Annotated in this window: 18 protein-coding genes; 13 read left to right on the top strand and 5 right to left on the bottom strand. The window is 53.1% G+C overall.

What is annotated here, in order from left to right; genetic code table 11:
- Window positions 1-68: 68 nt before the first annotated feature.
- The 4 genes from gap (at window position 69) to LWL52_RS10675 (ending at window position 3,608) form a co-directional block, all read left to right on the top strand.
- Window positions 69-1,061, top strand: coding sequence for a type I glyceraldehyde-3-phosphate dehydrogenase (gap, locus tag LWL52_RS10690; protein ID WP_242919658.1), 993 nt, complete (start codon window positions 69-71; stop codon window positions 1,059-1,061).
- Between the two features lie 159 nt (window positions 1,062-1,220).
- A complete protein-coding gene (locus LWL52_RS10685; RefSeq protein ID WP_242919655.1) occupies window positions 1,221-2,066 on the top strand; it encodes a universal stress protein in 846 nt (281 codons plus the stop codon).
- 107 nt (window positions 2,067-2,173) lie between these two features.
- Window positions 2,174-3,061: a diacylglycerol/lipid kinase family protein gene (locus LWL52_RS10680; protein ID WP_242919653.1), complete on the top strand. Its 888-nt coding sequence runs from the start codon at window positions 2,174-2,176 to the stop codon at window positions 3,059-3,061.
- Window positions 3,062-3,260: 199 nt separating this feature from the next.
- Window positions 3,261-3,608, top strand: a complete 348-nt coding sequence (locus tag LWL52_RS10675) for a translation initiation factor (protein ID WP_242919651.1) — start codon at window positions 3,261-3,263, stop codon at window positions 3,606-3,608.
- A gap of 480 nt (window positions 3,609-4,088) precedes the next feature.
- Here the strand turns inward: LWL52_RS10675 and kdsB are convergent, their stop codons facing one another.
- From kdsB to LWL52_RS10660, 3 genes are all read right to left on the bottom strand, one after another.
- The gene (gene kdsB / locus LWL52_RS10670; protein ID WP_242920689.1) at window positions 4,089-4,838 is read right to left on the bottom strand and encodes a 3-deoxy-manno-octulosonate cytidylyltransferase; all 750 of its coding nucleotides are present in this window, start codon (window positions 4,836-4,838) and stop codon (window positions 4,089-4,091) included.
- Window positions 4,839-4,942: 104 nt separating this feature from the next.
- Window positions 4,943-5,284: a hypothetical protein gene (locus tag LWL52_RS10665; protein WP_242919649.1), complete on the bottom strand. Its 342-nt coding sequence runs from the start codon at window positions 5,282-5,284 to the stop codon at window positions 4,943-4,945.
- Window positions 5,285-5,375: 91 nt separating this feature from the next.
- Window positions 5,376-6,728, bottom strand: coding sequence for an NfeD family protein (locus LWL52_RS10660; protein WP_242919647.1), 1,353 nt, complete (start codon window positions 6,726-6,728; stop codon window positions 5,376-5,378).
- An 86-nt stretch (window positions 6,729-6,814) separates the two neighbouring features.
- On the opposite strand from LWL52_RS10660, the gene LWL52_RS10655 reads away from it, so the two are divergent.
- The 3 genes from LWL52_RS10655 to LWL52_RS10645 all read left to right on the top strand — a co-directional run bounded on the left by LWL52_RS10655 (window position 6,815) and on the right by LWL52_RS10645 (window position 10,127).
- Complete coding sequence (locus LWL52_RS10655) at window positions 6,815-7,591, top strand: DUF4905 domain-containing protein (protein ID WP_242919645.1); 777 nt, start codon at window positions 6,815-6,817, stop codon at window positions 7,589-7,591.
- A 13-nt stretch (window positions 7,592-7,604) separates the two neighbouring features.
- Window positions 7,605-8,588, top strand: a complete 984-nt coding sequence (locus tag LWL52_RS10650) for a septal ring lytic transglycosylase RlpA family protein (RefSeq protein ID WP_242919643.1) — start codon at window positions 7,605-7,607, stop codon at window positions 8,586-8,588.
- Window positions 8,589-9,350: 762 nt separating this feature from the next.
- Window positions 9,351-10,127, top strand: a complete 777-nt coding sequence (locus tag LWL52_RS10645) for a TIGR02757 family protein (RefSeq protein WP_242919641.1) — start codon at window positions 9,351-9,353, stop codon at window positions 10,125-10,127.
- 18 nt (window positions 10,128-10,145) lie between these two features.
- Here LWL52_RS10645 and LWL52_RS10640 read toward each other — a convergent pair whose 3' ends face one another.
- Window positions 10,146-10,838: a TlpA family protein disulfide reductase gene (locus tag LWL52_RS10640; RefSeq protein WP_242919639.1), complete on the bottom strand. Its 693-nt coding sequence runs from the start codon at window positions 10,836-10,838 to the stop codon at window positions 10,146-10,148.
- A 62-nt stretch (window positions 10,839-10,900) separates the two neighbouring features.
- Window positions 10,901-11,353 carry a NanQ anomerase/TabA/YiaL family protein gene (locus tag LWL52_RS10635; RefSeq protein ID WP_242919637.1) on the bottom strand — a complete coding sequence of 151 codons (453 nt, stop codon included), beginning with the start codon at window positions 11,351-11,353 and terminating at the stop codon, window positions 10,901-10,903.
- Window positions 11,354-11,590: 237 nt separating this feature from the next.
- Here LWL52_RS10635 and LWL52_RS10630 point away from each other — a divergent pair, with 237 nt between their 5' ends.
- The 6 genes from LWL52_RS10630 to ilvC all read left to right on the top strand — a co-directional run bounded on the left by LWL52_RS10630 (window position 11,591) and on the right by ilvC (window position 20,807).
- A complete protein-coding gene (locus LWL52_RS10630; RefSeq protein WP_242919635.1) occupies window positions 11,591-13,987 on the top strand; it encodes an endonuclease MutS2 in 2,397 nt (798 codons plus the stop codon).
- Window positions 13,988-14,476: 489 nt separating this feature from the next.
- A complete protein-coding gene (locus LWL52_RS10625) occupies window positions 14,477-15,379 on the top strand; it encodes a branched-chain amino acid transaminase (RefSeq protein WP_242919633.1) in 903 nt (300 codons plus the stop codon).
- 330 nt (window positions 15,380-15,709) lie between these two features.
- Window positions 15,710-17,428 (top strand): dihydroxy-acid dehydratase, encoded by a 1,719-nt coding sequence (gene ilvD, locus LWL52_RS10620; protein ID WP_242919631.1) that lies wholly within the window; start codon window positions 15,710-15,712, stop codon window positions 17,426-17,428.
- On the top strand, window positions 17,391-19,124 hold the full coding sequence (ilvB, locus tag LWL52_RS10615; RefSeq protein WP_242919629.1) for a biosynthetic-type acetolactate synthase large subunit: 1,734 nt from the start codon (window positions 17,391-17,393) through the stop codon (window positions 19,122-19,124). The genes ilvD and ilvB overlap by 38 nt, the downstream gene beginning before the upstream one ends.
- Before the next feature lie 88 nt (window positions 19,125-19,212).
- The gene (locus LWL52_RS10610) at window positions 19,213-19,713 is read left to right on the top strand and encodes a hypothetical protein (protein WP_242919627.1); all 501 of its coding nucleotides are present in this window, start codon (window positions 19,213-19,215) and stop codon (window positions 19,711-19,713) included.
- A gap of 47 nt (window positions 19,714-19,760) precedes the next feature.
- Entirely contained in the window at window positions 19,761-20,807 is a 1,047-nt protein-coding gene (ilvC, locus tag LWL52_RS10605) for a ketol-acid reductoisomerase (RefSeq protein ID WP_242919625.1), read from the top strand.

Genomic DNA, 20,807 nt, shown 5'->3' with positions numbered 1-20,807 from the left:
ATATATTGGTTTTAAAACGACGGAATAGTAACTTCGCAGCATTCATAAACATCTCAAAAACTGAACCTATGTCTAAAATAAAAGTTGCAATAAACGGGTTTGGCCGTATTGGCAGGCTTACTTTTAGGGCACTGCTTGCGAAAGAAAACGTAGAAGTAGTAGCTATCAACGACCTTACAGATACCACCACGCTTGCGCATTTACTTAAATATGACTCCGTGCACGGCCGGTTTAGTGGCACAGTGGAGGCTACAAAAGATGGTATCATTGTAAATGGTACCGAGATCAAGATCACAGCGGAGCGCGAGCCAAAGAACCTGCCCTGGGGCAAGCTTGGCGTTGACGTTGTGCTGGAGTCTACCGGCCGTTTTGTGGATGAGCAAAGCGCTGGCGGCCACCTGGAAGCAGGCGCCCGTAAAGTAGTGATCTCTGCACCTGCCAAAGGCAATATCCCGACCGTTGTGTTAGGTGTGAACGAAGATATTCTGACTGGCGACGAAACCATCGTTTCGAATGCCTCCTGTACAACCAACTGCCTTGCGCCAATGGCCAAGGTACTGGACGATGCCTTCGGAATCGAGAAAGGATACATCACCACCGTACATGCTTATACAGCAGACCAGAACCTGCAGGATGGCCCGCACAAAGACTTGCGCAGAGCTCGTGCTGCTGCCTATTCTATTGTGCCTACCTCTACAGGAGCAGCAAAAGCTGTTGGCCTGGTGTTGCCTCACCTGAAAGGCAAGCTGGATGGTGTGGCCATGCGCGTTCCTATTCCGGATGGTTCACTGACTGACCTTACCTGTATCCTGAAAAGAGCAGCCACTAAGGAGGAGATCAATGCCGTAATGAAGAAAGCGGCAGAAGGTGACCTGAAAGGCATTCTGGAGTATACCGAAGACCCGATCGTTTCAATTGACATCGTAGGCAACCCGCATTCCTGTATCTTCGACGCGGAACTGACTTCTGCCAACGAAACATTGGTAAAAGTAGTAGGCTGGTACGACAACGAAACCGGTTATTCTAACCGTGCTGCCGACCTGATCGCCCGTCTGGGGTAAGTATAAAAGATTCTGATGCTTCAACAAAAGCCCATTCGGTAACGAATGGGCTTTTGTTATTTAATAGCGTATATTTAAAAATGATAATTGTCATAGCTCCTCCTCAATTAGGAACGTATCTATGCAAAATATAACCATGACGCCTTAACCCCCTGAACCATGAGAAGAATTTTAGTCCCCGTTGATTTCTCCGACCAATCCAGGTATGCCTTCGAAGTAGCCGTGGCGATCGCCCGCAAAGCCGGTGGCGCCATTAAGCTGCTCCATATTGTGGAAGTAACGCGTACTGCCAACTTCAGCGCTACCGGCGATGTGCTGGTAGGCAATAACATGGATCAGTTGTATACCATGCAGCTTCTAGAGATGAGTAAGGTGCAGATGAAGGAACTGCGCAATGCGGTAAACCACAGCGGGGTAGAAGTGGTGGAAGAAGTTGAGGTGGACCGGGTTATCAATAACATCAAGCAAACCATAAAAGAGGACAAGGTAGACCTGGTGGTAATGGGCTCTAAAGGAGCAAGCGGGATGGATGAATTCCTGATCGGTTCGAATACCGAAAAAGTGGTTCGCGTGGCCGACTGCCCTGTGCTGACCGTAAAGCAGCGCCTGCCTGATTTTGATGTACACGAAGTGGTGCTGGCCTCTGATTTTAAGCGCGATATGGGCCCGGCAGTAGAAAAGTTTAAGTATTTCCAGAATCTCTATGATGCGCGCCTGCACCTGGTTTACATCAACACACCCGGCGCTTTTGAGGCAAGTGGTGTGCTGCGTAACAAGCTGCAGGAGGCGGCTGTGCGCTATGGCCTGCGCAACTATACTATTAATGTCTATAACGATACCATAGAAGAAGACGGCATCCTGCATTTTGCGCAGGACATTAACGCGGATTTGATCATGATGGCCACCCATGGCCGCACCGGTTTTGCGCACCTGTTAAGCGGAAGTATAGCCGAAGACCTGGTAAACCATACCAACATCCCGGTGCTTACGCTACATTTAAAGTAACGTAGTATAAGCTTAATGCCTGAAGCCTGCCGTCGGAATACGGCAGGCTTTTTTATTCTTCGCCGGATTGGGTATTTTTGCAGGAGCAGCCACTTTGCTACAAACATATGAGCCAACGTCCGCACATCCGGTTTATCGTCAATCCCGTTTCCGGCCCTAAAAGCAGGGTGGATGTGGCGGCCCGTATTCAGCTGCACCTCGACCACGCCAGGTATAGCCACGACATTGTGTATACTACCCATGCCGGCCATGCCCCGGAGCTTGCCCGCCAGGCAGCGCAGGAGGGTTGCGCAGTGGTAGTAGCTGTGGGTGGCGATGGCACTGTAAACGAAGTGGCCCGCGGACTGCTGCACTCCCAAACGGCACTGGCCATCCTGCCGAAAGGCTCTGGCAACGGCCTGGCGCGCCACCTGCAGATCCCGCTGAAGCTGGACGCCGCCCTGCGCCTGATCAACCAGGGCTCAACCATGCTTATTGACAGCGGCAACATCAACGGGCATGCTTTTTTTACAACAGCCGGTATCGGCTTCGATGCCTACATCAGTTCTGTGTTTGCCGGTAACCGCAAGCGCGGGCTACAAACGTATGTGGAGTTGGTATTAAAAGAGGTGCGTACCTATAAACACCTGCCGGTAAAGGTCAGCATCAATGGCAACACCATTGCGACGGATTGTTTTGTAATGGCTTTTGCCAACGCGGCCCAGTATGGCAACAATGCGTACATCGCCCCAATGGCCGATATCCGGGACGGGTTGCTGGACGTATGCCTGGTGCGGCAACTGGATATCCGCAAAGCATTGAACCTAAGCTACTGTATGCTCACCAAACAGCTGGCACATCCCGGCAGCGCCGAATACTTTAAAACGACGGATGTGGTGATCGAAACAGAGGAGCCCATGATGTACCATGCCGATGGCGAGTATGTAGGCAAGTCCTCCGCATTTAAAGTATACCTGGAGCCACTCTCGCTGAAAGTGGTGGCGCCATTAACATAAGTATAGCTATCTGGCTGATAATGCAACTGTGCAGAAAGGCTTGCCGAACAGAGGGATTTTGCTTCAGCATTGAAAGACAAAAAGCACCTACCCACAGCTTACAGGGAAAGTATAAATTATTGCGCAAGCTATACTTAGATAGCGTTCCTGGTTCGGGATGGCGTATAAAGAGCAGGAGCGCAATTGTTAAAAATAGTTTATGAAAGACAAAAATAAGAAAGGCCGGCAAGGCGTGGTATACTCTACTAGCACCGATTTTAATTATACTTATGAGCAGGAGCAAACCAGCGAAACGTTGCCGCCGCAGCAGCAGAACCTGAAAGTGATGCTCGATAAAAAGAGCCGAGGCGGCAAGCAGGTAACGTTGGTGGAAGGCTTTATCGGGACCGATGAGGACCTGAAGGAGCTTGGCAAGTTGCTCAAAAGCAAGTGCGGCGTTGGCGGCTCGGCCAAAGACGGCGAGATACTGATCCAGGGTGATTTCCGCGACAAAGTGCTGCAGGTGCTGCAGGCTGCCGGCTACAAAGCCAAAAAAGCAGGAGGATGAGAAGAGAGTTCTGAGTTTCGAGTTCTGAGTTCCGAGTTGTTGTGTGGTTGCAGTCATATGCACAATAACGCAAGTCCCGGAATTCTAGCTTCGGTGCGCCTGTAAAAGGGCTAGCAGTCAGATGCTCTGCGGGAGCAGCAGTGCGCGCAGAATTATGGCAGCCATACTTACACTTCAACCTCAATTTATACTTGCTACCCGAAAGCATGGCAGTTATACATTGCCACTATGGGAGTTATCCATCAAAAGAAGTATAACATCAGTCTCTCCAAGCGCATCACTGCCTTTTTACGCTGCTGGCAAAGTATACTTGCTGGTAAAAGCTCACATGGGCATAAGCGTCATTAGAAGTATACTCTCATTTCCGCTAAATACAAAACCAGGTACAAGCTTAAGAACAAGTATAAAGTCTTTTATCCTGTGTCTTATGTCTTGTGTCCTTTTTCTGAGGTCTAGCTTCTAATGTCTAGTATCTAATATTTAACTCGGACCCCGGAACTCAGAACTCGTAACTCTCAGCAAGTCTTCGGGCGTATCGATGCCGATGGTGTCGAATTCGGTTAAGGCCGTGGTGATGCGGAAGCCATTTTCCAACCAGCGCAACTGCTCCAACGATTCGGCCAGCTCCAGCGACGAGGGAGGTAATTGGGTGATCTGTTCCAAAATGTCGGCGCGGTAGCCATAAATGCCGATGTGCTTGTAGTAAGTATGCTGTTGGTGCCAGATATCGTTTGGCACGTTGCGGCAGTATGGAATGGGGTTGCGGCTAAAGTAGAGCGCTTCTTTTGCCTTGCTGATGACCACTTTGGGGGCATTTACATTAAAGAGCTCATCCGGCGTGTTTATTTTCTTGATCAGCGTGGCCAGCTGCGTGCCGGGGCGCTCAAAGCAGGCCGCCGCCAGGTGGATCTGGTCTGGCCGGATAAACGGCTCATCACCCTGAATATTAATGATGAATTCGTAAGGCTCGTTTAAAAGCTGGTAAGCTTCAAAACAACGGTCGGTGCCGCTTTGGTGCGCTCCCGACGTCATCACCGCCTTTCCCCCGAATGCCTGCACATGGCTCAGTATGCGTTCATCGTCGGTGGCGACGAGTACTTCGGTTAAGCCGGCGCTTTTAGCCTGCTCATACACCCGCCTGATCATGGATTTGCCGTTGATGTCGGCGAGGGGTTTGCCAGGGAACCGGGTGCTGGCATAGCGTGCAGGTATAATTCCGAGTACTTCCATCATCGTGCGCTTTGGGTTGAGGTTTGCCGCCTGGCGGCGTTTTCCAAAGTTACACAAGTCGGGCAAGTATACCAGTGGCCAGGAAAGATGATTGTGCCAATTTTTTACTTCCGGTGAAGTGAAATTAATTTGATGCCGGCAACTTCGCGTTCCTGGTTCCAGCCACAGGGCGCCTTTACTGGCTTGTGGTAGTTGATAAAGGTGGCTTCTACTGCGGTGAGGGGCTGGTCTTTGTAGCTATCGTCAATGGCGCTCTCGTTCACAGGCTTATACTCCTGCTGGCCAACATGAAGCAAAAAGCCGCAACCATCCACAGCCGGATCGCTCCATACCAGCTGGGCGTCCACCCGCTCGATGGTTGAAAGGTCATCCTCGTCGTCATTGCAGGAGGAAAGCAGCAGTAACGCGGAGAGCAGCGTAAGGCAGAAAGTAAGGATAGATTGCATAAGCAGTGGGTTACGTTCCGTAACATGACCCGGTAGCTGCGGCAAAGGTTGCATCTATGGTGTTCTGAATCGCCCCCTATCCATAATATGATCAGCTTACTTTCTTCACGCGCAGGGCAAACGTGCTTTGGTCTATCACCTGTATCGCCTCGCCTTTGTCGATGAAGCCATCGCGGGCCTGTGCATCGTAAAGCGTATCTTCGATCAGCACGCGGCCCGATGGGGCCATGCGGGTGTGGGCAATCCCTGTTTTCCCGATCAGGTGTGCCGCGGTGTTAGAGGAGCGGTAGCCTTCGCGGCTGTCGAAAGTGTTTTTGAGCACCACCTGGTCCATGGCTTTGCTGCTTGCCAGGCGGTTCCAGGTCAGGGCAATCAGCACGGCCGCGCCAACCATACCTGCTACTACGGCCAGCAAGCTCTTGCGCAGTGCATCGGTGCCCACAAAGGTAAAGTCAAAGTCCTGGTTATTGAGCATGATAAGCACCAGCGATACAAACACCAGCAGAATGCCGCTGATGCCCGCCACGCCAAACCCCGGAATTACGAAAACCTCCAGCGCAATAAGAATAAGCCCGACGATCAGGAGCAGCACTTCCCAGTTTTCGGCCAGCCCGGTAAGGTAATAGGGCACCAGGTACAGCACCCCCGCCACAATGGCTGCCAGCAACGGGAACCCGATGCCGGGCGTCTGGAGCTCAAAGTATAAACCGCCGATAATGACCAGCAGCAAAATACCGCTGATCACCGGGTTTAGGAAAAAGCTCACGATCATTTCGGCCGTGCCGGGCTCGTAGCGGATCACTTCGGCCCCTTGCAGGTGCAGTAGCTTCAGAACGCCCGCAACGTTGGTCGCCACGCCATCGCAGAAGCCATACTTCACCGCTTCGGTGGTGGTCAGGGTCAGCACTTGCCCCGCAGAAAGGGTACTGTCCACACTGGCTTCTACCATGGCTTCGGCCAGATGCGGGTTGCGGCCATTGGCCTCGGCGGTAGAGCGCATAATAGAGCGCATATAGCTCTGGTATTTGCCCGGTGCAGCCGCGCCATCGGCACCTACTACCGTGGCTGCCCCGATGTTGGCTCCCGGGGCCATGTAAATGCTGTCGCAGGCCAGGGAAATAAGCGCCCCCGCCGAAGCGGCATTTTTGTTGATGAACACATACACCGGTTTGGGGTATTCGAGCAGGCGTTTACGGATCTCATCGGCATCCTGCAGCGCGCCACCAAAGGTATCGAGCACCAGCAGCACATGGTCGGCGCCGATCTGTGTGGCCTCCTGCAGGGCCTGTTTGATGTAGCGGTTGGTGCGTGGGTCAATCTCTGCCTGCACCTCCATTATAAATACTTTCTGCTGCTGCCGGCCAAACGAGAAAAAGGGGAGCAGCAGCAGGCAGAACAAAGTAGCGCGCCACATTAAATGCCAGTGCTTTGGTCGAGTTTTCATACATTGCAGGCTGAGTTTTATATAAGGTAACAAAAATATTCCAGCTTATCCTTCCGCTCCTGTTTAAATACGATTTTGGCGCCGCCGTGTGGCGCATCCGCATCGATGCCGAGGCCGGCCGGTTGGCGCTGGAGGTGCGGGATGCCGACGTGCTGCTGGCTTACTTTTATACCTTCGATTGCGCGACCCATACTTTGCAGCAACTCACATTGCCGCAGGCGCTCACCTGGTGGCAGGGCCTGGAAGATGCCGCGCACGGCATGGTATACCTGCATGGCTATGCCGACCGCCAACTGGGGCAACATAAAGGCATCCTGGCCCTAAACAGCGCCCAGAATAAAGTAGTATGGGAAACACCGGACATGGTTTTTTATGGACTGAGCGAAAGCGGCATTATCGCGCACCCCGTGGTCAACGAACAGCAGGTGTATGTGTTGCTGGCTACTGCTACCGGGAAAACAGTTGGCGAACACATCACCCCCGAAGCGGCCGCCCAGGCAACAGACACCTACAGCCATAGCCGCTACGAGGAGTGCCGCTACCCCATGGTATACCTGGAAGGAGAGGAGTACTTTACCCAGGTGCAGGCCTTTATTGTTGCGCTACAGGGCCACCGGCCGGTAAAGGCGCTGGAGTATGCCGAAACCGACAGCTTGCTGGTGGTAAGTTATTATGTGGAGACGCCGGACGGGAAGCTGGATAATTATCTTGTCGTTTTTAATTTTGAGGCTGATCTGCAACTAAATACCTTTCTTGGCCAAGGATTAAGTGGCATTGGTACGGATACTTTTTTTATCTTTAGGCATAAATTATACTTTATCCAAAACAAGGATAGTTTACAAGTATACAGACTTCTTTTATAGATAGATTTTAGCCATGGTAAGAGTTTTATTTACCGCCTTGTTGGTGGCACCTTTGCTTTCTTTTTCGGCAAGCGCCATGGGCGTGACCGCTGTTCGTGATTCGGTAGGTGTGGAGCGGAAGAACGGTAAACTGTTTGTGCAGCACAAGGTAGAACCCCGCGAAACACTTTACGCGCTCTCCCGCAAATACAGTGTGCCGGTAAACCTGATCGTAGAGGCAAACCCCAGCGTTCAATCCGATATCAAAGTTGGGCAGATCGTATTAATTCCGCGCAAAAGCACGGCAATTGCCGGCGCGGTAGCCTCAGCCACGAAAGCGAGCCCAGCCGCTGCGCCTGCTGCCAGCAACCGCACCTATACGGTGAGCGAGAGCGGCAACAAGACGCATACCGTGCAGGGCGGACAAACCTTGTTTGCCATTTCCCGCCTTTATAATGTGAGCGTGGATGACATCAAGCGCTGGAACAAGCTGACTTCAAACAGCATCAGCGCAGGCACAACACTCATTGTAAGCAAAGGAGGCGCCACGCCAACCAAAAAGCCGGTGTACGTGCCCGAAGCAGATGATGAAATGACCAAGCCGAAAGCATCGGAGCCGGTAGTTACGGCCGCCCCTGCTAAAGCAGCCGAGCCGGTTGCTGCCCCAGTCGCAACGCCGAAAGCTGCCCCGGTGGCCGAGGTAAATGAGCGCGAGGAGGAGGACAATGCCGGCAGCACGGAAGGTGTGAAGAAAATGATTGAAAGCGGGATGGCCGAGATGATCGACCCGAAAGCAGACACCAACAAGTACCTGGCCCTGCACAAAACCGCTCCGGTGGGCACTATCATGCAGGTCAAAAACGCGGCAAACGGACAGGTGGTTTACGTACGCGTGATCGGCAAATTACCCGAAACTGGCGCCAACGATAAAGTGATTGTACGCATTTCTAAGAAAGCTTATCAGAAGCTGGGCGCTGTGGATCAGAAATTCAGAGTAGAAGTTTCTTACATGCCGTAAGGCCAATAAGATATTTTTAAACCGAAAGCGCCCGGACTTTAGAAGCCCGGGCGCTTTCGGTTTCAGAAGTTCTAGCCATCTTGGTAATGGCAGGATCTCTTTTTTGTTTCAGCTATACTTGCTAGCGGCTGTCGTTCTCCGTTTATACTTGCGGCTATACTCGGTAGCTAGCTGTCTTCCTCAGTTTTATACTTGCCTTGTTTCATCTTACACTTTGGAGCGCTCAGGCGCGGGGGCTCGTCCTTGCGTTTCGCGCTGTGGCGTGAAGCTGCTCCTCGCTCGCGCTGTGGGCTGCCACTATCGTGGCACCGCAACACACCAAGGCGCTCAACCCAAGGACTGGGATCTGTTCAATAGCAGCTGTTCATACTTCAGCTCAAGTATAATTATAAACCTTATCTCCATGTCTCTTCCCTTTTTGTCATCCTGAAAGGATCCTGGTGGAAGGGAGGTTAAGCTGTTACGACTGGAGAGCAAGTATAAACTACTCGGAGCAGAAAATCCCCCTTGAAGGGGGTAGGGGATGACCCTGAATATCCGTAAAAACAGCGCTTATACTTCCCCACAGCAATTCCAGACTCCCCTCCTGTGGGTAGGGGCCCCTCCTTAGACAAGGAGCGGCCAGGGGCAGTTCAACCCGGTATTTCAACGCTTATACTTCAAAGGAACCATCAGCCGAACTCCCGCTTCTGTTTTTAGGGTAGTACTGCCGCAGAGCAAACCCAGCTTGCCAACTTAGACCAGAACGCCGTACTTAGGGGTATGAAACAAAATTTTGGTGCTATCAAAGCTTTGCTTGACGACCGGGTGGAAAAGTATAACCGGCCAGCGTTTATACCAAACGATCCGGTTTCCATTCCGCACCGGTTCAGCAAAAAGCAGGACATCGAGATCAGCGGATTCTTTGCCGCTATACTTGCCTGGGGCCAGCGCAAGACCATCATCAACAATTGCCTCAAGTTAATGGATATGATGGACAATGCGCCCCATGACTTTATCCTGCAGCACCAGGAGCAGGACCTAAAGCGCTTTCTGGGGTTTAAGCACCGCACCTTTAACGATACTGACCTTTTATACTTGCTTCACTTTTTTCAGCAGTATTACCGGCAGCACGAAAGCCTGGAAAGGGCTTTTACAGGACAGCAAAATGAGTTAACCTCGCAGAAAGAACGGCTCGAGCATTTTCATAACCTGGTGTTTAGCCTCGAGGATGCCCCGCAGCGCACGCGCAAGCACATTGCTACGCCAGCCCGCAAATCGGCCTGCAAGCGCCTGAATATGTACTTGCGCTGGATGGTACGCCGGGATAACTGCGGCGTAGACTTCGGCATCTGGCAAACCATGCAGCCTGCCGAGTTGGTATGCCCCTGTGATGTGCATGTAGAGCGCGTGGCCCGCAAGCTGGGCCTTATTACACGTCCTGGGATGGATTGGCAAACCGCCGAAGAGCTGACAACCCACCTGCGCGCGTTCGACCCCAATGATCCGGTGAAGTATGATTATGCGCTGTTTGGGCTGGGTATTGAGGAAAAGTTTTAGCAGCAGGCGCCGTAGCAGCTAGGGCTGAGCAAGTAGCTCATCCAGAATCCTGCCGTAGTCCTGGTAAACAGCGAGGTGCCATGTGCCAGTGGCGGCATCCCGTTTCATGGGCGTGCCTTCGGTTACCTCCTGTATGATGCCCTGCCGGTTAACAAAAAAGTTCTTCGGGTAATCGTCTATGCCGAGTGTATCAAAAACGGCTTTTGAACCAGGCACTACCGTGAATTGGAACGGGTGGCGGGCCAGCGTTTTCTTAGTCCTTGCCTGGTCTTCGGGTAGCGGTGCCAGGAAAATGACCTTACCGGCATACGCTTGCTGCAGGCGGTTTAATTCCGGCATTTCCTTCAGGCAGGGGCCGCAGGTTACGGACCAGAAGTTGAGCAGCACTACTTTCCCTTTCAGATCAGCCGTGCGGATCGTTTCGCCGGTCATCGTTTTAAAGGTAAGCGCAGGCAGCGGCTGGCCTTTATACCGGGTCACAAACGCATGGAAGTCCTCCACGCGCAGGATCTCGATCAAAGCAAAAGCCGTATCGTGGATAATCTCCTCCCGCAGCATACCGACCGGCGTGCCTGTCTGCACAATGCTGTCCTTCTGCGCCTGGGTGTAAACCTTGCCGGCTTCGGTCCGGTAGAATTTCGGATGGGTTTGTGCCCATGCATGCACGTGCAGCAGCAAAGTCAGAGCAAGTATGGCGGCAGTTTTATACATGGCAGGCAGTAAGCAGTTCGATTGTGGAAGAAATGGTTGCTTATACTTGTCCGGCAATTCGATCAACCTTCCACGGCAATCTTGAGTACCACCTTGCGGATCTTTTCCGTGGTGATCATGGCAGCGTGCGCATCGTCGGGGTAAAAGATGGTGAAAGAGCCGGCGGGCACATCAAACCAGTTCATTGGTTTGTCCGGAAAGAAAGCCGCATCGCGCTCTTCCTGGTACGGATCGTTGGGAGCAGCGCATTGCGCCAGGTCTTTCCAGCCCATGTGGTCAGTGCCGAAAACAATGTACTGGATATCGATATACTTGCGGTGAACTTCCAGTTTTGCTTCCTGCTCTGTCAGGCCGGTCGCTTCTGATAGGATGGCTAAAAGCCTCTCCCCTTCAATTTCGTGCACCCCAGTGGCAGCGGCAGCCAGGTCGGTTTGAAGCAGGTATGCAAACGCTTTTTCGAACAAAGGGTGCAGGCACGTGTAGCGCCCAGCATTGGCTAGTTTATCTAAGATCATATTTTTTAATTACGAATTACGAATTACGAATTACGAATTACGAATTACGAATTACGAATTACGAATTACGAATTACATTTTCTTTAAACAGCAAAGTATAACGTCCTGAGTCACACGTTCAGAGTCTCGCGTTAATGATTTGAAAAAACTCGAAACTCAGAACGCGAGACTCAGAACTAAACCGCAGGTTTTACTTGTTATAAAATGCTAAATTTGCGTTAAATTAAGAGATAACAATTGATCTATCCAGAGAATTTTGAAATAAAGATCGGGTTTGCACAAGTGCGCGAGATGCTCTCGGAGCTTTGCCTGAGTTCGTTGGGGCGCCAGTTCGTAAACCGGATGGCTTTCCTGAACCGCCACGACCTGCTTCAGCGCCTGCTCGACCAGACAAACGAATTCAAACAACTGCTTGAGTCGGATGCTGAAATTCCGCTGCAGCATTACTTCGACGTAACCGCTTACCTGGACCGCGCTGCCATAGAAGGCACTTACCTGGACGTGCTCCATTTCTTCGAGATAAAGATGTCGCTGCGGACCATCCGCGACTCGCTGCGCTTTATTTCCGGCGCTGAGGAAGGCAAGTATGAAGCCTTAAAAGCCTTGGGCGCCAACATCACCGTGGAGCGTAACCTGATCGCTGCCTTAGATAAAGTAGTGGACGATGCCGGTGCCGTACGCGAAGATGCCACACCCGAACTGCAGCGCCTCAAGCGCGAGCTGATCGGGCAACAGGGCATCCTGCGCAAGCAGATCAGCGGCATTATTCGCCATGCCAAAAACGAAGGCTGGACACCGGCCGATGTGGAGCCGACCATACGGGGCGGGCGCCTGGTAATACCGGTTCTGGCCGAGCACAAGCGCCGTGTAAAAGGCCTGATCCATGATGAGTCGAGCACCGGGCAGACGGTATACATTGAGCCCGAATCGATCTTTGAGCTCAACAACGATATTAAAGACCTGGAGAACGCCTACCACCGCGAGCTGGTGCGCATCCTGATCGGTTTAACCAATACACTGCGCAACCACATACCGGAACTGCGCAAAGCCTACCAGTACCTGGGCCTGCTGGATTTTATACGCGCCAAGGCTGCTTTTGCACGCCGCGTAGAGGCTACCTTGCCGCAGCTGCAGAAATACCCGCACATCAACTGGAAGCAGGCATTTCACCCGCTTTTATACCTGGCGCACCGGCAACTGGGCAAGCCCACCGTGCCCATGGACCTGGAGCTGAACCGCGACCAGCGCATGCTGCTGATCTCGGGGCCCAACGCCGGCGGTAAATCGGTGAGCCTGAAAACAGTAGGCCTGTTGCAGTATATGTTACAATGTGGCATGCTGATACCGGCCGCGGACGGTTCGGAAGCAGGTATTTTCCAGGATATCTTTATTGATATTGGCGATGAGCAGTCGATTGAAAACGACCTGAGTACCTACAGCTCCCACCTGACCAACATGAAGAAATTCGTGACCGTAGCTGATAACAAAAGCCTGGTGCTGATAGATGAGTTTGGAACAGGTACAGAGCCGGTATTGGGAGGTGCCATTGCCGAAGCGGTGTTGCAGACCCTGAACGACAGCAAAGTATACGGCGTGATCACCACCCACTATACTAACCTGAAAAACTTTGCTGAGCGCAACCCGGGCATTGTGAACGGCGCCATGCGCTACGACCATAAAAACCTGGCTCCCCTCTACCAACTGGAGATCGGCAAGCCCGGTTCGTCGTTTGCCATCGAGATTGCCCGCAAAATTGGCTTGCCCAAGCATATTGTAGACAAAGCCAGCAGCCTGGTAGGAAAGGACAAGATTCGCTACGACCGCTTGCTGGAAGAACTGGAAACAGAAAAACAGGAGCTGGAGAAGAAGCTGCGGGAGGCCACTGTGCTGGAGCAGAAGCTGAAACGCAACGTGAAAGAGTATAACGACCTGAAAAATTACTTGGAGGAAAGCAAGCAGGAGGTAATGCGCGAAGCCAAAGGCAAGGCCAAACTGCTGTTGAAGGATGCCAATCAGAAGATAGAGTCCACGATACAGCAGATAAAGCAGAGCCAGGCCGAGAAAGAGCAAACAAAGCTGGCGCGCCAGGAGCTGGAAACCTTTGCCATCGAAGTTCGCAAGGAGGCTCCGCGCCCGGCGCACAAGCGCGTGGTGAGCGGCAGTATCAAGCCCGGCGATAATGTGGCGCTGGTAGGGCAGGACTCTGTAGGGCAGCTGGTCAGTATCAAAGGCAAAACGGCGGAGGTGCTTTTCGGCGGCCTGAAAACCATTGTGAAGGTAGATAACTTGGAGAAAGTGGAAGGGCAGGTTGCTACCAGAAAGAAAAAGGAGCAGGTGGAAACGGCCGAAGGCTATACCCGCGGCATGAACATTACCCAACGCATGGCCGGCTTTGGCAGCACCCTCGACATCAGGGGAGAATATGCCGAAGATGCCCTGACCAAGGTGATGAACTTTACCGACGAGGCCATTATGCTGGGCATCCCCGAGATCAAGATCATACATGGTCGCGGCAACGGCGTACTGCGCCAGGTGGTGCGTGATTACCTGTACTCGGTGCGTGAAGTGGCCAGCCTGAGCAGTGAGGTGGAAGAACGCGGCGGCGATGGCGCCACACTGGCCGTGCTGAAATAAGTATAAGTATAGGTATAACCTCTTACACAAAAAGGCTCCCATCCGGGAGCCTTTTTGTTTTATACAGGCAGCTCAAGCACCGGGCCTATACAGGCTCCGGTTGGCAGGCTAACGGAGCCACCACCTGCCAGCTAAATCAGGGAAATCCCATTTTCAGGAAGTTGTCCGGCAACTTCTTCAGCTAAAAACCCGATCATTTGCACCGTCAGGCGTTATATTGTCAACTATAATAACTTATTGATATTCAATTACATGAATGCTTTGGTTCCGTTCCTGGAAATAGTAAGCTTCTGAGAAACTTGTTTTAAAAGGTGCCTGCTGCGGCGTTACTTGCCATCGAAGTATAGCTTTTATCTGCAACAGCGAAACCAAATGAAGGATGTCGGGCAAGAAAAAATACCGGTCTTCTACCACACTATAACTGACGGGCAGGTAAAGGAAACCATATAGTTTATACCTATCAAACCTAAACACAAATAACTAGCTACGATGTATTTTAACAACGACACGCTTGTTTTCCTTGATGGCAATTTTGTAAAAGCCGATCAGGCCGGTTGTAGTGTCTATGCCCAGTCATTGCACTATGGGTATGCCGCTTTTGAGGGGCTTAGAGCCTACAGCACCCCGGCAGGCACCCGGATCTTTAAGGCAGAAGAACATTACGAGCGGCTGCAGTATTCCTGCCAGGCCGTAGGGCTGCCACTGGCTTATTCGGTACAGGAGATGACGGAGATCACCTACAAGCTACTTGAAAAAAACAATTTTACAGATGCCTATATCCGGCCGCTGGTGTATGCCGGGGAGCCCAACATGGGGATTAAAACGCCTGATACAAGCAATTTATTTATCGCCGCCTGGGAATGGGGCAAATACCTTGGGGACCAATGCCTGCGCCTGATGGTTTCTCCCTACGAGCGGCCCAACCCCAAAGCTGTGCCCATCGAAGCCAAGATATCAGGCCATTATGCCAACTCCATCATTGCAAGCGCCGATGCTAAGCGCAAGGGCTATGACGAGGCGCTGCTGCTGGATATGAATGGCTTTGTTGCCGAGGGGCCGGGCTCAAACTTCTTCTATGAAAAAGGAGGCGAGTTGTTTACGGCACCGGCTGGCAGCATTCTGCAGGGCATCACCCGCAGCACCATCATCGACCTTGCCCGGGAGGCTGGCATCAAGGTGCACGAGCGGTTCTTCACACCCGCGGAATTGCAGGAGGCGGAAGGCGCTTTCCTCACTGGCACCGCTGCAGAAGTTGTAGGCGTGTCGAGCATAGACAACCATGTTTTTGAAAAGCCTTTCTCGGCTACCCTCGGGGCGAAACTGGCCAGGAAATACACCGCTCTGGTAACCGGGCAGGCTGCCGGTCAGCTGGTCGGGGAGCAGGAAGTATAGCACTTTCCGGCATGCCCGGGGCCGCTGGTAAAGTATAAAATAATTGATTTTGATTGCTTGGCGACCGTATTTCTGCTGTTTGTAGGAGTCAGTATGACAGTAAGTTATACTTTAAAGCGCAACGATTGGAAATAGTAAAGGGGTAGCGAAACGGTTTAGGTGGGAGTATAAAATGATGGTACTTGCATCCAGTACCGCACCCCAAATTGAAATCAGAAGTGGTATCTTCTACTGATTTCAGCTGAAAAGGAAGCCGTACAGCGTTCCTGCTTCCGGCGCTAAAGCCCGAAACAGGAACGCTGACAGAAATAAAATAGCGAGCGAATAACTATGATATTAAATAAATACAGCCGCATCTATACCCAGGACGACAGCTTGCCAGCGTCGCAGGCCATGCTGATCGGGGCCGGCCTGTCGGAGGCAGACCTGCACAAACCCTTTGTAGGCATTTGTTCAACGGGCTTTGATGGCAATACTTGCAACATGCACCTCAATGGGCTGGCTGATGAAGTAAAGCAGGGCGTGAATAAACTCGGTATGGTGGGCCTGCGGTTCAATACCATTGGCGTGAGTGATGGCATTACAAATGGCACCCAGGGGATGAACTACTCCCTGGTGTCGCGAGAGGTCATTGCTGACTCCATCGAAACCATAACCGGGGCGCACAACTATGATGCCCTGGCCTGCGTGGTAGGCTGCGACAAAAACATGCCCGGATCGCTGATGGCAATGGCCCGCCTCAACCGACCTGCCCTGATGGTATATGGCGGCACGATTAAAGGCGGCGAGTTTAAAGGCGAAAAGCTTAACATCGTTTCCTGCTACGAAGCCTATGGCAAAAAACTGAACGGGCAGCTCTCAGAAGAGGATTACAAAGGTATCATTCGGAATGCCTGTCCCGGGCCGGGTGCCTGCGGCGGCATGTATACGGCCAACACCATGGCCTCAGCAGCGGAAGCGCTGGGAATGTCGGTGCCGTTCTCTTCCTCCTCGCCGGCGGTTAGCCAGTCTAAAAAAGACGAGTGCCTGGATACTGGTGCTTACCTGCTGCGCCTGCTGGAGAGGGATCTCAAACCGCGGGATATCCTGGTACGGGAAGCCTTCGAAAATGCCCTGGTGCTCATCACCGTGCTGGGCGGATCGACCAATGCCGTGCTGCACCTGATAGCCATTGCGCATGCCGCAGGCGTAAAGCTGACCTTGCAGGATTTTCAGGCCGTTAGCGACCGGGTGCCGGTGCTGGCAGACCTCAAGCCAAGTGGCAAATACCTCATGGAAGACCTTTCGACCCTCGGGGGTGTGCCGGCTGTGATGAAGACCCTGCTAAACGAAGGCCTCATTACGGGCAACCTGCTAACCGTAACCGGAAAGACCGTAGCGGAAAATCTGGCAGAAGTTGCGCCGCTAGGTCAGGAGCAGGACCTGCTTCGTCCGCTATCCAACCCCATTAAAACAGACGGCCACATTCAGACCTTGTATGGCAATCTGGCGCCGAAGGGGGCCGTAGCCAAAATTTCCGGCAAAGAGGGGTTGACCTTCGAAGGACCGGCGATCGTGTTTAACTCCGAAGAAGAACTGAATCAAGGTATAGCCGGTGGCAGGATCAAGGCCGGGCAGGTGGTGGTAATCCGCTACGTAGGTCCCAAAGGCGGCCCCGGTATGCCGGAAATGCTCAAGCCGACTTCAGCCATTATGGGAGCCGGGCTGGGAGACAAAGTGGCCCTGATTACCGATGGCCGTTTTTCCGGCGGCACGCATGGCTTTGTGATTGGCCACGTCTGCCCCGAAGCGTACGAGGGCGGCACACTGGCCCTGGTAGAAGACGGGGATTGGATCTCGCTGGATGCCAATGCCAACACCATCCACCTGCACGTGGAGGACGCGCTGCTGCGCCTGCGCCAGGACAAGTGGGAACGGCCGGCCCCGAGAACCAATCAGGGCGTGCTGCTCAAGTATATGCGCACCGTGAGCGACGCTAGCAAAGGATGTATAACTGATTTAGAAGAAGCCTATGTTAACGAAAGAGACACCAGCCCTCAGCGTGCCTGATCAGGCGAAAACAGTATCGGGTGCGGAGGCTGTTATACTTTCCCTGCTGGCCGAGAAAGCAGATACGATCTTCGGCTACCCGGGAGGGGCGATCATGCCCGTATACGATGCCTTGTTTGACTATGCGGATCAGGTCAACCACATCCTGGTGCGCCATGAACAGGGTGCTATCCATGCTGCCCAAGGCTATGCCCGCGTAACCGGTAAAGCTGGCGTTTGCCTGGCCACCTCGGGGCCGGGAGCAACCAACCTTATCACGGGGCTAGCAGATGCCAAAGCCGATTCCACACCGGTCGTTTGCATTACGGGGCAGGTTGCATCCGGACTGCTGGGCACGGATGCCTTCCAGGAGGCCGATGTGATCAGTCTGACGAGCGCTGTTACCAAATGGAATATACAGGTCACCAATGCAGTTGATATTCCGGCCGTGATCAGCATGGCCTTTTACCTGGCGCAGAGCGGCAGGCCGGGGCCGGTTCTAATCGATATCACCAAAGATGCCCAGTTTGCCAAAGTACCTTTCCGGTATGAGAAGTGCGAGCAGGTGCCATACTATACACCCAAACCCTTGCTGGACCCTATGGCTGCGCAACAGGCGGCCGCGCTAATCAACAGTGCCCGCAAACCGCTTATCCTGGCAGGGCAGGGGATACACCTGGCCGGCGCACATGAAGAACTGCTGGCCCTGGCCGAAAGAGCCGACATACCGGTCGCCACGACCTTACTGGGTTTGTCGGCCATCCCTTCCGACCACCCCTTGCATGTGGGTTTGCTTGGGATGCATGGCAACTATGCCCCCAATATCAAAACCAATGAAGCCGATCTGATCATTGCGGTAGGAATGCGCTTTGATGACCGCGTAACCGGCCGGACAGATACCTATGCCAAACAGGCCAATGTCATCCACATTGACCTGGACCCGGCCGAGATCAACAAGATCATCAAAGCCGATGTGGGCCTGGTAGCAGATGCCCGCGAAGCCCTGGCGGCGCTCACCGGGCTGGTGGAAGAAAATGAACATCGGGACTGGCTGCAGGAATTCAGAACCTGCATGGAGCAGGAATATGAGAAAGTAGTGCGGCATGATCTTTTCCCGGCCCCGGAACGCAAGATAAGTATGGGGGAGGTGCTGCGCCTTGTAAACGAGGTTGCAGAGGAGGATAGTATTCTGGTAACGGACGTGGGGCAGCACCAGATGGTCGCTTCCCGCTACTTTAACTTCCGCCGGCAGAAAAGCAACATTACCTCCGGAGGCCTCGGCACGATGGGCTTTGCGCTTCCGGCTGCCATCGGCGCCAAAGCCGGTCGCCCCCAAGCCCAAGTCATTGCCGTGATAGGGGACGGCGGCTTTCAGATGAACATCCAGGAACTCGGGACCATTATGCAAACAGGGATCGCCGTCAAGATCATCCTTCTGAATAACAATTACCTGGGGATGGTGCGGCAGTGGCAGCAGCTCTTTTTCGAGAAACGCTACTCTTTTGTGGAGATGGATAACCCTGACTTTGTGAAAATAGCCCAGGGGTATGGCATCAGCGCCAGGAAAGTGGACCAGCGGGAGGAATTGCAGCAAGCCCTGCAGGCGGTACTTAGCAGCCCGCATGCCGAGCTGCTGGAAGTGGTGGTAGGCAAGGAAGACAATGTTTTCCCGATGATCCCCACCGGGGCCTGCGTGTCCGAAATGCGGCTGGAGTAAGTACCTCTGCCACTAATTTTTAGCAGCATAAGCCAGGTGGAAGGGCACGTTATACTTCCGCTTTTCAGTAACATAAACAAGTAAGAACATGCAGGAGTCCTTCATATTCACGATCAGTGCGGCAGAGAACAAGAGTATCCTGAGCCGGGTACTGATGCTTTTTACGCGGCGCAATATCGCGTTCGAAAATTTGACCGCCTCCCGGCCGGATGATGGAGCGCACTACAGCTTTCGCATCGAGGCCAACACCACCCGGCACTGGGCCGAGCAGATCACCAAAGAGCTGCGCAAGATCATCGGGGTAGGCCATGCCGCTTTCCTGCGGCAGGAGGAACTGGTGCAGAAGCAGGTGGCCCTGTACCGGATCAACCGCAGGCAATTGCCCGAACCTGTGCTGCAGCACATCCTGCTGGCCCACCAGGCCCGTCTGCTGACATCCGATCAAGATAGCTTTGTGCTGGAAAAGACCGGAAATACCGGCTCTGCTTATGCCCTGCTGGAGGCCTTGCAACCGTATGGCGTGCAGGAATTCTCAAACCAGGGAAGCCTGGGCTTAACTGCAAAAACAAAACAGGCGCTAACCGCCTGATCATAACCCTTAGCAATTATAGACACTTTAAATAACGAACAAACCTTATGGCAACTATCAAATTCGGAGGAGTAGACGAAACGGTGATAACCCGTGATGAATTTCCGCTTTCAAAAGCACGGGAAGTGCTGCAAAACGAAGTGATCGCGGTGATCGGTTACGGCGTGCAGGGCCCCGGCCAGGCGCTCAATCTGCGCGACAACGGCTTCAACGTAATTGTAGGGCAGCGTAAGGATTCCGCTTCCTGGCAAAAAGCATTGGCAGACGGCTGGGTAGAGGGCGAAACGCTCTTTACGATAGAGGAAGCGGCAGAACGTGGCACCATCATCGCCAACCTGCTTTCCGATGCCGGGCAGATCGCCGTGTGGCCTACGCTCAAAGAACGACTCACTGCCGGTAAAACCTTATACTTCTCCCATGGCTTTGGCATCACTTTCCGGGAGCATACCAGCATTGTGCCCCCTGCGGATGTTGATGTGGTACTGGCAGCTCCGAAAGGAAGCGGCACCAGCCTGCGCCGGCTATACTTGCAGGGTGGCGGCCTGAATTCTTCCTTTGCCGTGTTCCAGGATGCCACAGGCAAGGCGTATGAGAAAGCGGTGGCCATGGGCATCGGCATTGGTTCCGGCTACCTCTTCGAGACCGACTTCCGGAAAGAAGTATACAGTGACCTGACCGGGGAGCGTGGCGTGCTAATGGGTGCCTTGGCCGGCATCATAGAGGCACAGTACCAGGTGCTACGGCAGCGGGGACACTCGCCATCCGAAGCGTTCAACGAAACAGTAGAAGAACTCACCCAGAGCCTGGTGCCGCTGGTAGGCGAAAATGGCATGGACTGGATGTTCTCTAACTGCTCGGTAACTGCCCAGCGGGGTGCCCTTGATTGGAAAGGTAAATTCAGAGAAGCCACTTTGCCTGTGTTAAATGATCTTTACGACAGCGTGGCATCGGGGGCCGAAGCACAGCGCACCATCCAGCGAGGCTCTACGCCAGGTTACCGCAAGGAGCTGGAAGCAGAACTACAGGAACTGCGCGAATCAGAATTATGGCAAACGGGCGCCAAGGTACGAGAGCTGCGCACGCTGAGTAAATAA

The organism is Pontibacter liquoris (genome assembly GCF_022758235.1).
GTDB classification, from domain to species: Bacteria; Bacteroidota; Bacteroidia; order Cytophagales; family Hymenobacteraceae; genus Pontibacter; species Pontibacter liquoris.
The sequence above is the reverse complement of the archived record's forward strand: the minus strand, read 5'-3'. Positions and strand labels throughout refer to the sequence as shown.